Here is a 13,168-nt window from a genome sequence, read left to right on the forward strand (position 1 = left end):
ATCATTCAAGAATGTGTCCGTGAACTGCTCGTGAACGCAGGGTCGGGTGCCCCGGCCCCGGTGAGCGTGCGCTAGTTTCGAAAGGAACCCCAGCCTCAAGGAGCACCTCTCGTGAGCACTACCCCCGTCAAGGTCGCCGTCACCGGCGCCGCCGGCCAGATCGGCTACAGCCTCCTCTTCCGCCTCGCCAGCGGATCCCTGCTCGGCCCCGACACCCCGATCCAGCTGCAGTTGCTCGAGATCACGCCCGCGCTCAAGGCGCTCGAAGGCGTCGTCATGGAGCTCGACGACTGCGCGTTCCCGACCCTGGCGGGCGTCGAGATCGGCGACGACGCCGAGAAGATCTTCGACGGCGTCAACCTCGCCCTGCTCGTCGGCGCGCGCCCGCGCGGTCCGGGGATGGAGCGCGGCGACCTGCTCGAGGCCAACGGTGCGATCTTCACGGCACAGGGCAAGGCCCTCAACGCCGTCGCCGCCGACGACGTACGCATCGGTGTCACCGGCAACCCGGCCAACACCAACGCGCTCATCGCGATGTCCAACGCGCCCGACATCCCCAACGAGCGCTTCAGCGCCCTGACCCGCCTCGACCACAACCGGGCGATCTCGCAGCTCGCGGCCAAGACCGGCGCCTCGGTCACCGACATCAAGAAGATGACGATCTGGGGCAACCACTCCGCGACCCAGTACCCCGACATCTTCCACGCCGAGATCGCCGGCAAGAACGCCGCCGAGACCGTGGGCGACCAGGCCTGGATCGAGAACGACTTCATCCCGACCGTCGCCAAGCGCGGCGCCGCGATCATCGAGGCGCGTGGCTCCTCGTCGGCAGCATCCGCCGCTTCGGCGACGATCGACGCCGCCCGTGACTGGCTGCACGGCACGCCCGAGGGCGACTGGGCGTCGATGGCGGTCGTCTCCGACGGCTCGTACGACGTCCCCGAGGGTCTGATCTACTCGTTCCCCGTCACGACCAAGGACGGCGACTGGGAGATCGTCCAGGGTCTCGAGATCGACGAGTTCTCACGCGGTCGCATGGACGCCACCGCCGCCGAGCTCATCGAGGAGCGCGACGCGGTCAAGGAGCTCGGCCTCATCTGAGCCGACGCCCCGAGATTTGGCCGAGGATCCACGTCAACACCGCTCCGGCGGGTGGATCCGCGGCCATTTCTGGGTGCGTCAGGTGGGCTGGCCGGGGATGACGACGGCGAGCACGACGAGAGCGACGCCGAGGGTCGACATCCAGAACACGTCGAACGCCTTGCCGCGCACCCGGAGCATGCCGGTGTGGTCGATCGGCACGACGACACGCGCCAACGCGCCGACGACGAATGCGGCGCCGATGACGATGACACCGACGCGCCACGAACCGGCGACGACGATCCCCAGACCGGCGAGCACCGCCAGCAGGTGCAGCAGGTAGAGCTGCGAGCCGCGGCTCCGCGGACCGATCACGGGTGGAGTCGCTCCGCGGTCTCCACCACGTTGGCCAGCAGCATCGCGCGGGTCATGGGCCCGACTCCCCCTGGGTTGGGCGAGATCCAGCCCGCCACCTCGTACGCCTTGGGGTCGACGTCGCCGACGATGCCGTTGTCGTCGCGGCTCACGCCGACGTCGAGCAACGCGGCGCCGGGCTTGACCATGTCGGCCGAGATGATCCCCGGCACACCCGCAGCGGCGATCACGATGTCGGCGCGCTGCACCTCGGCGGCGAGGTCGCGCGTGCCGGTGTGGCACAGCGTGACGGTGGCGTTCTCGCTGCGGCGGGTCAACAGCAGTCCCATCGGACGGCCGACCGTGATGCCTCGGCCGACGACGACCACGTGCTGACCGGCGATCGGGACGTCGTGCCGGCGCAGGAGCTCGATGATGCCCCGCGGGGTGCAGGGCAGCGGCGCCGCCTTGCCCAGCACGAGCCAGCCGAGGTTGGTCGGGTGGAGGCCGTCGGCGTCCTTGGCCGGGTCGATCCGGCCGATCACGGCATTCTCGTCGAGTCCCTTGGGGAGCGGCAGCTGCACGATGTAGCCCGTGCACGCCGGATCGGCGTTGAGCTCGTCGACCGCTGCCTCGACCTCGGCCTGGGTCGCCGTCTCGGGCAGGTCGATGCGCAACGACTCGATGCCGACCTGGGCGCAGTCGCGGTGCTTGCCCGCGACGTACCACTGGCTGCCGGGGTCGTTGCCGACCAGGATCGTGCCGAGCCCGGCGGTGACGCCCCGCTCGCGGAGCGCGTCCACGCGTACGCGGAGCTCGTCCTTGATCGCGGCCGCGACTGCCTTGCCATCCAGAATCTGCGCTGTCACGGCACGAGTCTTTCACGACGTCGCTGCGCCGGTGCGGACCGGGCGTCCCCATAGACTCGCTGCATGGCCACCCGTGCACAGCTGTCGCAGGAACGCAGTCGCCTCCGCCGCGACGAGCTGCTCGCCGCCGCCATCGAGCTGTTCGCCGAGGGCGGCTCCCGGGCCATCACGCATCGTGCCGTCGCGGCCCGCGCTGGGTTGCCGTCGGCCACCACGACGTACTACTTCGAGTCGATCGACGAGCTCATCCGCGAGGCGCTCGGCGCCCACATCGACCAGTGGTCACGAGACCTCGAGGCGTTGGCGGCGATCGACATCGACGTGGACGTCAGCCTCGACGACGCCTCGCAGCTCATCTCGCGGGTCTTCGCCGTGCGCGGCCCCGAGGTCGCCGCGCTCGAGCTCGCGATCTTCCTCGCGGCTGCCCGGGTGCCCGAGCTGCGCGACAACGCCGCCCGGTCGATGCAGGCCTTCGAGGACCTCGCGACCAACCTGCTGGGCCGCGTGGGCGTCAACGAGCCGGGTCCCCTCGCGGCCTCGATCGTCACGCTCATCACCGGCACCGCGGTGCGCCGGCAGTCCGGCCTCTACACCGAGGACGAGGAAGCGCGACTCCTCGTCCTGGCGATCCGAGGGCTCGTCGCCGCACACGCGATCGGGCCGGAGGGCGTCGACCGCACACTCGCGGATCTTCGAGAGGCGCAGGAGTGACGCTGACCCTCGGGACGCTGACGCTGGAGCCGGTCGAGGACGACCTGCTCGCGGCACCCGTTGCGGCTGCCCTCGCCGGCGTGCCGTCCGTCGCCGCCCAGGCCCACACCGTCGCGATCGATCCCGGCCTCGCCGAGACGGCGGCCCTGACCGAGCGCTACGCGTTGGACGCCGACATGTCGGCCAACTGCGTCATCGTGCTCGGCAAGCGCGGCGGTGAGCTGCGCCCGGCGGCGTGCGTGATCCTGTCCAGCACCCGCGCGGACGTCAACGGCCTCGTCCGCCGCACGATCGACACCCGCAAGTGCTCGTTCGCGCCGCAGGACTGGGCCGTCGCCGAGACCGGCATGGAGTACGGCGGCATCACCCCGGTCGGCGTCCCCGAAGGCTGGCCGATCCTGGTCGACAGCGCCGTGACCGAGCAGCCATGGGTGCTCCTCGGCAGCGGCCTGCGCCGCTCCAAGCTCGCGCTGCCGGGAGCCTCACTCGCCGAGCTCCCGGGCGCCCAGGTGCTGGAAGGCCTCGGCCTTCGCTGAGCCTTCGCTGACCCGCGCGCCGTCAGTGGAAGAAGTGGCGGGTGCCCGTCACGTACATCGTCACGCCGGCGGCCTGGGCTGCCTCGATGACGGCGTCGTCGCGGATCGAGCCGCCGGGCTGCACGATCGCGCGTACGCCACCGGCGATCAGGATCTCCGGACCGTCGGGGAACGGGAAGAACGCGTCGGAGGCGGCGACCGAGCCGGTCGCCCGTTCGGCACCGGCCCGCTCGACGGCGAGCTTGCAGGAGTCGACCCGGTTGACCTGGCCCATGCCGACGCCGACCGAGGCGCCGTCCTTGGCCAGCAGGATCGCGTTGGACTTCACGGCGCGCACCGCGGTCCAGGCGAACGCCAGATCGGCGAGCGTACGTTCGTCAGCCGGCTCCCCCGCGACGAGCGTCCAGGTCGACGGGTCGTCGCCGGGAGCATCGACGTGGTCGACGCGCTGAACCAGGACGCCGCCGCTGATGCCCCGGAACTCGATCGGGTCAGGGTGCTCGTCGGCGGGGACCCGCAGGATGCGGATGTTCTTCTTGGCCTGCAGCACCTCGAGGGCGCCGTCCTCGTAGTCGGGCGCGACGATGACCTCGGTGAAGACCTCGGCAACCTGCTTCGCCATGGCCTCGCTGACGGGCCGGTTGACCGCGATGACGCCGCCGTAGGCCGACACCGGGTCGCACGCGTGGGCCCGGGCGTGTGCCTGGGCGACGTCCGCGCCGACCGCGATGCCGCAGGGGTTGGCGTGCTTGATGATCGCGACCGCAGGCAGCTCGAAGTCGTACGCCGCCCGGCGCGCGGCATCGGTGTCGACGTAGTTGTTGTAGGACATCTCCTTGCCGTGCAGCTGCTCGGCGGCGGCCAGGCCACCACGCCAGTGCTGGTAGAGCGCGGCCGGCTGGTGCGGGTTCTCGCCGTAGCGCAGCACCGCAGACTTGTCCCACGTCGCGCCCGTGAACTCCGGCCAGCCGTCCTCCGACGGGGCGTACGCGCTGGCGAACCACGAGGCGACCGCGACGTCGTACGCCGCGGTGTGCGCGAACGCCTGGGCGGCGAGCCGCTTGCGCTGGTCGAACGTGAACCCGCCTGCGGCGAGGGCGGCACGCACCTCGTCGTACGCCGAGGGGCTCACGACGACCGCGACGCTGGGGTGGTTCTTGGCCGCGGCTCGGACCATCGAGGGACCGCCGATGTCGATCTGCTCGACGCACTCGTCGGGGGTCGCGCCGGACAGCACGGTGTCGCGGAACGGGTAGAGGTTGACGATCACCAGGTCGAACGGCTCGATCTCGAGCTCGGCGAGCTGCTGGACGTGGTCGTCGAGCCGCAGGTCGGCGAGGATGCCGGCGTGGACACGGGGGTGCAGCGTCTTGACCCGCCCGTCGAGGCACTCCGGGAAGCCGGTGAGCTCCTCGACCGGCGTGACGGGCACACCGGCGGACTCGATGGTCTTGGCGGTCGAGCCCGTCGACACGATCGAGACGCCGGCGGCGTGCAGGTCGCGGGCGAGGTCCTCCAGGCCGGTCTTGTCGTAGACCGAGACGAGGGCGCGCTTGAGGGGACGTACGTCTGTCATGAGCCATCTTTCGTGGAATCGAGACCGAGCACGACGGCCCGGTCGTCGAGGTGGAAGTCTTCACGCGCGAGCCGGCCGACCCACTCGACCAGCATCGCGCGCTCACTGGTCTTGATCCGTTCGTGCAGCGTCGCTTCGTCGTCGCCGTCGAGCACCGGCACGGCGACCTGGGCGACGATGGGCCCGGTGTCGACGCCCTCGTCGACGACGAACAGGGTCGCCCCGGTGACCTTGACGCCGTACGCCAGGGCGTCGCGCGGACCGTGCATGCCCGGGAACGCCGGCGACAGGGCCGGGTGGGTGTTGAGGGTGCGCCCGCCGAACCGGGCGAGGAACGCCGGACCGGTGAGCTTCATGAACCCGGCCAGCACGACCAAATCGGGGTCGTACGACGCGACCGTCTCGGCCAGCGCCTCGTCCCACGCGGCTCGGTCGGCGTACGCCGCGGTCCTCAGGACGAACGTCGGAATCCCGTGCCGTTCGGCTCTCGCGAGCCCTTCGATGCCGTCGCGGTCGGCACCGACGGCGACGATCTCGGCGCCGTAGTCAGGACTCGTCGACGAGTCGATCAGGGCCTGGAGATTGGTGCCGCTTCCAGAGACGAGGACGACCAGTCGAGCTGGCGTCCGGGGGCTGCGGGGCACGGCCTCCACGATAGTGCTTGAGCAGAGCGCCGAGTGCGCCGCCCACCGCCATCGCAGGCACGGCGAGCAGGAGAGGCGTGAACACCGGCGGTCCGGCGTCGACCATGCGACCCGGGCCCACCGCCCCGCCGGAGAGCCCGACGAGGATGCCCAGGAGGAATCCCGCCACGGCACCCGCGGCAGCGCCCAGGGCGACGCGGGCCAGGAGTCCTTGGCGCTCGCCGAGCTCGACGCGCCAGCCCGACACCACTCCGGCGAGGAGCGGCACGAGCCACAGCACGAACACCCAGTCGGGGAACTCCCCCGGCGGAGGCAGGGCACCCAGCAGGGGGAAGCCCGGCACCGTGCCGAGCTGCGAGCCGGTGAGGTCGACCGACGTGTCGGTGCCGAGCACGAAGCCCGGCCCGATCAAGGCCGACGCGGTCCACAGCACGAGGGTCGGCGCCGCCAGGAGGCAGGCGATCGCGAGCGCGATGACGCCGCCACCGTCGGGGTCCAGCTGCGCCCAGATGTCGCCGGCGCGCGACAGGTTGCGCAGGAGCTGGACGAGCACCACGGCCGCCGCGGCTGCCAGCACGACGAGCATCCCCGGGATCGCGGCGCGCGTGGCGTGGCGGATGTCGTCGGATGCCGTGAACCACAAGCGGTCGCCCTGACCGTGACGGCGGATGGCGCCCCACGCCGCCCCGAGGCCACCGACGACGAACGCGCCGAAGGCTGCGCGGATGACCGACGTGTGCACGCCACCGGTCGCCGATGCAGCCGAGGCGATGCCGGCGATCACGCCGTACGCGCCGGCGGTGGTCGCGACATAGGCGGCGAGCTCGTCGACCGGATCGGCCACGACCCACGAAGCCGTGCGCGCGACCAGCAGGATGCAGACGAACGTGGCGCCGACCGGGATGAGCCCGAACGTGACCGGCCCGGTGTCGATGCCCGATCCCATCGACACCAGCCAGGCACGGACCGTCGCGCGTACGAACGTGGTGAACGACGGTTCAGCCGAGCCCTGAGCCACGCGGATGAACAGTGCCGACACGCCCAGGGAGACGATCGCCCCCAGGAACGCGGTGAGGAAGGCCGGCCGGAGGTAGGAAGTCTCGACAGGCGCGGGCACCAGTTCATCCTCCCTGTAAAGTTGCGTCGTTGCACACAGGCACGCCGACGGCAGGAGGAGGCTGGAGATGACTCGCGTCGACGAGTTCAACAGCTTCTACTCCTCGACCTTCGCCGACGCCGTCCAGGTCACCTACGCGGTGTGCGGAGACCGGCAGGTCGCGTTCGAGGCGACCGTCGACGCCTATCGCCGGGCGTGGCGCGACTGGACCAAGATCCGCAACCACCATCCCCTCGGCTGGGTCCGCAACGAGGCCTGGAAGCTCACAGCGCTCAGCCGTGGCACCCACCCGCTGCGCCGCAAGCACGAGGAGGACAGCGACACCCAGCTGCTCGAGGCCCTCGCCGAGCTGAGCGTCGACGATCGCCGCCTCATCGTCCTCATGACGCTGGGCAACACCGACCTCGAGGAGGCCTCCCGCGAGGTGGGCGTGCCCGCCGAGGAGGGCATCGAGAACGTCACGACCGCACTGGCCAAGCTCGAGGCTGCGCTGCGCCAGGGCATCGACACGATCGAGCGCCGGATGCACGGCCTGGCCGCGGCGACCGCGTCGCTCGAGGTCCCGCCGGCGTCGACGCTCCGTACGGCCGCCAAGCGGGGCCGGCAGCGCAACACCGTCCTGCTCGTGGCCGCGGCGGTCGTCGTGATCCTCGGCGGGGGGTTCGTCGCGACCGACGGCGACGCGCTCGCCAGCAGCACCGCCCTGCCGCATCGCCAGAAGATCGGCGCCGAGCGCCCCGACGTCCTGCTCGACGCCGAGAAGATCGACACCGGCAACCTGCTGTCGGCCAGCCAGGTCGGCCAGCTCGACCCCGAGAGCTCGTGGAAGGTCGACGGCACCGACGAGAACGTCGACAACACCACGCCCTACGCCACGTGCCCCACCAAGCGCTTCGCCGACAAGGACCCGCTCAAGGTCTTCGTCCGCACGTTCACCGCCACCGGGCTCGCCGACGAGCGTGTGGCGCAGGCCATCGAGGTCTCCCGCAGCGACGACATCGCCACCAAGACGTACGCCCGGCTCGTGCAGTGGTACTCCGACTGCGAGCACCCGCGGGTCCAGCTGGTCGCGGCCTACACCGTGAAGCGCAACTTCGGTGACTTCCAGATCCTGCGGCTGCGCTCCCACCGCTCCCCCGAACGTACGTTCACCGTCGGTTTCAGCCACTCCGGCACGGTGACCAGCACGCTGGTCCACGAGGCCGACGGCGCGAGCGGACCGAGCATCCAGACGTTCGCTCGTACGCTCAACGACTCGGTCGCCAAGGTCTGCAAGGACAGCGGCGGCGAGTGCGACGACACGATCACGGTGCGGCGCACCGACCCGCCTCCCACCTCCGACGCGCCGTCGTTCCTCGGCATCGTCGACCTGCCGCCGATCCGCAACATCGACAAGGTCTGGGCAGGCGCCTCGGTCTCGGCCAAGACCAACCCGGCAGCGACCCAGTGCGACAACGCCAGCTTCACCGGCAAGGACGTGCAGCGCGCCGGCGCCCGCATCTACGTGCTCTACCAGGCCCCCGCGACGCTGCCCAAGCAATTCGGTGTGGCCGAGACCGTCGGCCGCTTCTCGTCGACGGCCAAGGCCAAGGCGTTCGTCGCCAAGGTCAGCAAGCGCCTCGACGCGTGCCCCGACAAGAACCTCTCGGCCAGGATCGACCAGCACCAGTCGTTCAAGACGTCGCGCTACTCCGGCGAGGTCTGGCGGGTCAGCGTCGAGGTCACCAAGGGCGACCGGGCCTACTACCGCATGTCGCTGATCCGCAGCGGCGCCGACGTCGCGCAGGTGACGTTCACCCCGGCCAGCAAGTACGACATCACCCAGAAGACGTTCGAGGCGATGGCTGTCCGGGCCGCGACACGACTCAAGTACGCCAAGTAGCAACCCGCCGCGAGGTGAGATGACGAAAGCCCCCTCCGCCCGAAGGCGAAGGGGGCTTCGTCGTGAGGCTCAGAGGCCCTTGAGGATCTCCCGCATGAGCTCGGCGGTCTCGGACGGCGTCTTGCCGACCTTGACGCCCGCCGCCTCGAGGGCTTCCTTCTTGCCCTGCGCGGTGCCCGCACCGTCGGCGACGATGGCGCCGGCGTGGCCCATCGTCTTGCCCTCGGGAGCGGTGAACCCGGCGACGTAGCCGACGACGGGCTTGGTGACGTGCGCCTGGATGTAGGCCGCAGCCTTCTCCTCGGCGTCGCCGCCGATCTCGCCGATCATGACGATCGCCTTGGTGTCGGGGTCGGCCTCGAACGCCTCGAGGGCGTCGATGTGCGTCGTGCCGATGATCGGGTCACCACCGATGCCGATCGCCGTCGTGAAGCCGTAGTCACGCAGCTCGAACATCATCTGGTAGGTCAGCGTGCCCGACTTCGACACGAGGCCGATCGGACCCGTGCCCGAGATCGTCGCCGGCGTGATGCCCGCGAGCGCCTCGCCCGGCGTGATGATGCCGGGGCAGTTGGGGCCGATGATGCGCGTCTTCTTGCCCTGCGCGTACGCCCAGAACTCGGCGCTGTCCTGCACCGGGACGCCCTCGGTGATGATGACCAGCAGGCCGATCTCGGCGTCGATGGCCTCGATGACGGCGTCCTTGGTGAACGCCGGCGGGACGAAGGCGACCGACACGTCGGCGCCCGTCTTCTCGATGGCCTCGGCGACGGTGCCGAAGACCGGCAGCTCGACGGTGTTGCCGTCGGCGTCGGTGTGCTCGACGGTCGTGCCGGCCTTGCGGGCGTTGACGCCGCCGACGACGTCGGTGCCGGCCTTGAGCATCAGGGCGGTGTGCTTGGTGCCTTCACCGCCGGTGATGCCCTGGACGATGACCTTGGAGTCCTTGTTGAGGAAGATCGACATGTCAGGCTCCTGCGTTCGCAAGCTCGGCAGCGCGGTCAGCCGCGCCGTCCATCGTGTCGACGAGCGTCACGAGTGGATGGTTCTTCTCGTTGAGGATGCGGCGACCCTCTTCGACGTTGTTGCCGTCGAGGCGTACGACCAGCGGCTTGGACGCCTCGTCGCCGAGGATGTCCAGCGCGCCGACGATGCCGTTGGCGACCGCGTCGCACGACGTGATGCCGCCGAAGACGTTGACGAACACGCTCTTGACCTGCGCGTCGTTGAGGATCACGTCGAGGCCGTCGGCCATGACCTGCGCCGAGGCTCCGCCGCCGATGTCGAGGAAGTTGGCGGGCTTGACGCCGCCGTGCTTCTCACCGGCGTACGCGACGACGTCGAGGGTGCTCATGACGAGTCCCGCGCCGTTGCCGATGATGCCGACCTCGCCGTCGAGCTTGACGTAGTTGAGGCCCTTCTCCTTGGCCTTCGCCTCGAGGGGGTCGGCCGCAGCCTTGTCCTCGAACGCGGCGTGGTCCTCGTGACGGAACTCGGCGTTCTCGTCGAGCGAGACCTTGCCGTCCAGCGCCTCGAGGACGTCGCCCTCGAGCCGGGCGAGCGGGTTGACCTCGACCAGGGTGGCGTCCTCCTCGACGAAGACCTTCCACAGCGTCAGGACCGTCGTGACAGCCTGCTCGACGAGGGCCTCGGGGAAGCCTGCCTCAGCGACGATCTCGCGGGCCTTGGCCTCGTCGACGCCGGTGCCGGCGTCGATCGGGATCTGCTTGACGGCGTCGGGGTTGGTCTTGGCGACCTCTTCGATCTCGACACCGCCCTCGACGCTGGCGATGCAGAGGTAGCTGCGGTTGGCGCGGTCGAGCAGGAAGGAGAAGTAGTACTCCTCCTGGATGCTGGCGGCCGGGGCGATGAGCACCCGGTTGACCGTCAGGCCCTTGATCTCCATGCCCAGGATGTTCGACGCGTGCTCGTAGGCCTCGTCGGGGGTCTTGGCGAGCTTGACGCCGCCGGCCTTGCCGCGACCGCCGGCCTTGACCTGTGCCTTGACGACGACGACGCCCAGCTGCTCAGCTGCGACCTTCGCCTCGTCCGGTGTGTTGGCAACGATGCCCAGGGTGACCGGTACATCGTGCTTGGCGAAGAGCTCCTTCGCCTGGTATTCCATCAAGTCCACGGTGGAGTCCGTCCTCTGTTGACGTCCGATACGCTCAGCAGCCGGCCGGTGGCCGACAGCAATTGAGCCTTTGCGACTCTAGCCCTTAACTGACTGTTAACGCGCGTTGGCTTCGTCACACGCACTTCCCCGGGAGAACTCGATGACCGCCGAGACGATCGCGTCGTCCGACGTCCAGCTGCACGTACGCGTCCAGGGCGCCGATCGCGGGCCCACCGTCGTGCTGGTCCACGGGTTCCCCGACAACCAGCACGTCTGGGACCCCGTCGTCGCCCTGCTCGCACCGGACCACCGCGTCGTGACCTACGACGTACGCGGTGCCGGTGGGTCGACCGCTCCGGCCACCCGCTCGGGCTACCGCATGAGCAAGCTCGTCGGCGACCTCGCGGCGGTGATCGACCACGTGCGACCTGACGGCGGTCCTGTGCACCTGGTGGGCCACGACTGGGGCTCGATCCAGTCGTGGGCGGCGGTCATGCGGGAGTCGTCCGACGCCCGCCTCACGGGGCGCCTGGCGTCGTACACGTCGATCAGCGGGCCCGGCCTGGAGATCTACGGCAACTTCTTCCGCGACGGGCTGGCGCGCAGGCGGTTCGCCGCCGTGGGCCGCCAGGCGATCCAGTCCTGGTACGTCGTGGCGTTCCAGACCCCGCGGCTGCCCGAGATCGCAGCCCGCCGGTTCGGCCGCCGGCTCCGCAGGGCGCTCGCTCGCGGCCAGCGGATCGGTGAGGGGCACTGGGGTGAGACGTTCGAGGACGACTTCCGCAACGGCGTCAACCTCTACCGGGCCAACGGGCTGAGCTTTCGCCGCAGCACGACGAGCGTCCCGGTGCAGCTGGTCGTGCCGACCAAGGACGCGTTCCTCTCCCCCGCGGTCTACGCCGACGTCGCCGCGTACGCGCCGGACGTGCGCCGGGTCGACGTGGTCGCGGGCCACTGGGTCCCGCAGTCGCAGCCCGGCGTCGTCGCCGACGCCGTGCGCGCGTTCGTCACGGAGATCGAGGCGCGCCAGGACGTACGTCGAGAGGCGTGACGACGACGTCCTCCGCGCCGAGCTCGCGGCACAGCTCGGCGATGCGGGCCACCGCGTTGTCGTCGCCGTCGACCAGGATCGTCGCCACGTCCTCCGCGATCACGGTGCGAGCGAGCTGCTCCGGCGTCTGGTGACCACCGACGTACACGACCTCCTGGCCCTCGTCGCGCAGCCGTCTGGCCATGGCGCTGGCCCGCTCGTCATCGCCGATCGACCCGAGGACGACACGCTGTCTTACCATGAGATCGATGGTCCCACAAGCGTGAACGTCGTCACATTTTGTCGACATTTCAGGCGAGATCCCTGGCATTTGTTGTGGAAAGCGCCAATTCGGTTTCGCTCGGCCCGTCCCTTGGGCTAGGCTTCCCGAGTCCTGTCGTCACTTCTCCGGAGGTTTTTTGCGTGTCTTCGTCTGCGCCTAAACGCCGACTGGATGTACGCCAGGAGACCCTCAAGCGAACACCGGGCAAGCGGACCGCTCAGCGGCGCAAGACCCGCAAGCGCAGCTTCACCCCTACCCCAGCCATGGCCGGTGCATTCATCCTGGTCCTGGCTGCTTTTGGTTCCACGATCATCGGCAGCTCGGGTGACGGCGACTCGCTGGCCAACGACAAGTACCAGACGATCTCGCAGAGCTATGTCGGCGCGGATGACGCCGCCGCCAACGGCAAGGTCGACATCAGCCGCAGCTTCGACCGCGCGCTGACGACCAAGCAGATCAAGATCCAGACCCAGCAGGCCCTGATCGCCAAGGCCGATCTTCGCGCCAAGACCCAGAACGCGGCCGACACGCTGCTGCGCAACCAGTGGGTCCTCCCGGTCACCGGCTACCACCTCACGGCGCGGTTCGGTCAGCGCAGCGGCCTGTGGTCCACGGTCCACACCGGCCTCGACTTCGCCGGCCCGTCGGGCTCGACGATCGTGTCGGTCGCCGCGGGCGTCGTGAAGTCGACGGGCTACGAGGGCGCCTACGGCAACCGCACCGTCATCACCCTCCGCGACGGCACCGACATCTGGTACTGCCACCAGAGCCGCATCGCGGTCAAGGTCGGCCAGACCGTCGAGCCCAACCAGGTCATCGGCTACACCGGCTCGACCGGCAACGTCACCGGACCCCACCTGCACCTCGAGGTGCACCCGGGCGGCGGCGTCGCGGTCGACCCCGAGCCGGTCCTGCGCCAGCACAGCGTCAACCCCTGACCCTCCCCCCACTCTCCTCCGCGATTTGTGAC

14 protein-coding genes are annotated in these 13,168 nt (G+C 69.9%); 6 read left to right on the forward strand and 8 right to left on the reverse strand.

The genetic code is table 11. The features are described 5' to 3' along the window. Nucleotides 1-111: 111 nt before the first annotated feature. Nucleotides 112-1,101 (forward strand): malate dehydrogenase, encoded by a 990-nt coding sequence (locus ASE12_RS07655; protein ID WP_056398957.1) that lies wholly within the window; start codon nucleotides 112-114, stop codon nucleotides 1,099-1,101. 78 nt (nucleotides 1,102-1,179) lie between these two features. Here the strand turns inward: ASE12_RS07655 and ASE12_RS20210 are convergent, their stop codons facing one another. Together ASE12_RS20210 and ASE12_RS07665 are read right to left on the reverse strand one after the other, a co-directional pair. After that, nucleotides 1,180-1,455, reverse strand: a complete 276-nt coding sequence (locus ASE12_RS20210; protein ID WP_056398964.1) for a DUF3017 domain-containing protein — start codon at nucleotides 1,453-1,455, stop codon at nucleotides 1,180-1,182. After that, the gene (locus ASE12_RS07665) at nucleotides 1,452-2,303 is read right to left on the reverse strand and encodes a bifunctional methylenetetrahydrofolate dehydrogenase/methenyltetrahydrofolate cyclohydrolase (RefSeq protein ID WP_056398965.1); all 852 of its coding nucleotides are present in this window, start codon (nucleotides 2,301-2,303) and stop codon (nucleotides 1,452-1,454) included. The genes ASE12_RS20210 and ASE12_RS07665 overlap by 4 nt, the downstream gene beginning before the upstream one ends. A gap of 63 nt (nucleotides 2,304-2,366) precedes the next feature. Here ASE12_RS07665 and ASE12_RS07670 point away from each other — a divergent pair, with 63 nt between their 5' ends. After that, entirely contained in the window at nucleotides 2,367-3,014 is a 648-nt protein-coding gene (locus ASE12_RS07670) for a TetR/AcrR family transcriptional regulator (RefSeq protein WP_056398966.1), read from the forward strand. Further along, a complete protein-coding gene (locus tag ASE12_RS07675) occupies nucleotides 3,011-3,550 on the forward strand; it encodes a YbaK/EbsC family protein (RefSeq protein ID WP_056398967.1) in 540 nt (179 codons plus the stop codon). The genes ASE12_RS07670 and ASE12_RS07675 overlap by 4 nt, the downstream gene beginning before the upstream one ends. Nucleotides 3,551-3,572: 22 nt before the next feature. Here the strand turns inward: ASE12_RS07675 and purH are convergent, their stop codons facing one another. From purH to ASE12_RS07690, 3 genes are read right to left on the reverse strand one after another with little or no spacing between them, the layout of a single operon-like run. Then, nucleotides 3,573-5,126, reverse strand: a complete 1,554-nt coding sequence (gene purH, locus ASE12_RS07680; RefSeq protein ID WP_056398975.1) for a bifunctional phosphoribosylaminoimidazolecarboxamide formyltransferase/IMP cyclohydrolase — start codon at nucleotides 5,124-5,126, stop codon at nucleotides 3,573-3,575. After that, nucleotides 5,123-5,779 (reverse strand): phosphoribosylglycinamide formyltransferase, encoded by a 657-nt coding sequence (gene purN, locus ASE12_RS07685; RefSeq protein ID WP_056398978.1) that lies wholly within the window; start codon nucleotides 5,777-5,779, stop codon nucleotides 5,123-5,125. Before purN ends, purH begins: the two co-directional genes overlap by 4 nt. Continuing rightward, nucleotides 5,673-6,887 carry a DUF6350 family protein gene (locus tag ASE12_RS07690; RefSeq protein ID WP_056398980.1) on the reverse strand — a complete coding sequence of 405 codons (1,215 nt, stop codon included), beginning with the start codon at nucleotides 6,885-6,887 and terminating at the stop codon, nucleotides 5,673-5,675. Before ASE12_RS07690 ends, purN begins: the two co-directional genes overlap by 107 nt. A 67-nt stretch (nucleotides 6,888-6,954) precedes the next feature. Between ASE12_RS07690 and ASE12_RS07695 the strand changes: the two genes are divergently transcribed. Beyond that, the gene (locus tag ASE12_RS07695; protein WP_056398982.1) at nucleotides 6,955-8,769 is read left to right on the forward strand and encodes an RNA polymerase sigma factor; all 1,815 of its coding nucleotides are present in this window, start codon (nucleotides 6,955-6,957) and stop codon (nucleotides 8,767-8,769) included. Between the two features lie 69 nt (nucleotides 8,770-8,838). Here ASE12_RS07695 and sucD read toward each other — a convergent pair whose 3' ends face one another. Both sucD and sucC read right to left on the reverse strand, forming a co-directional pair. Next, the gene (sucD, locus tag ASE12_RS07700) at nucleotides 8,839-9,735 is read right to left on the reverse strand and encodes a succinate--CoA ligase subunit alpha (RefSeq protein WP_056398984.1); all 897 of its coding nucleotides are present in this window, start codon (nucleotides 9,733-9,735) and stop codon (nucleotides 8,839-8,841) included. Between the two features lies 1 nt (nucleotide 9,736). After that, nucleotides 9,737-10,903 (reverse strand): ADP-forming succinate--CoA ligase subunit beta, encoded by a 1,167-nt coding sequence (gene sucC / locus ASE12_RS07705; RefSeq protein WP_056398989.1) that lies wholly within the window; start codon nucleotides 10,901-10,903, stop codon nucleotides 9,737-9,739. Nucleotides 10,904-11,045: 142 nt separating this feature from the next. Between sucC and ASE12_RS07710 the strand changes: the two genes are divergently transcribed. Beyond that, nucleotides 11,046-11,936 (forward strand): alpha/beta fold hydrolase, encoded by an 891-nt coding sequence (locus ASE12_RS07710; RefSeq protein WP_056398990.1) that lies wholly within the window; start codon nucleotides 11,046-11,048, stop codon nucleotides 11,934-11,936. Here the strand turns inward: ASE12_RS07710 and ASE12_RS07715 are convergent. Then, nucleotides 11,893-12,177 carry a cobalamin B12-binding domain-containing protein gene (locus ASE12_RS07715; RefSeq protein WP_056398991.1) on the reverse strand — a complete coding sequence of 95 codons (285 nt, stop codon included), beginning with the start codon at nucleotides 12,175-12,177 and terminating at the stop codon, nucleotides 11,893-11,895. The genes ASE12_RS07710 and ASE12_RS07715 overlap by 44 nt on opposite strands. A gap of 161 nt (nucleotides 12,178-12,338) precedes the next feature. On the opposite strand from ASE12_RS07715, the gene ASE12_RS07720 reads away from it, so the two are divergent. Then, complete coding sequence (locus ASE12_RS07720) at nucleotides 12,339-13,136, forward strand: M23 family metallopeptidase (protein ID WP_157412846.1); 798 nt, start codon at nucleotides 12,339-12,341, stop codon at nucleotides 13,134-13,136. Nucleotides 13,137-13,168: the final 32 nt, after the last annotated feature.

The sequence above is a fragment of the Aeromicrobium sp. Root236 genome, assembly GCF_001428805.1.
GTDB lineage: Bacteria > Actinomycetota > Actinomycetes > Propionibacteriales > Nocardioidaceae > Aeromicrobium.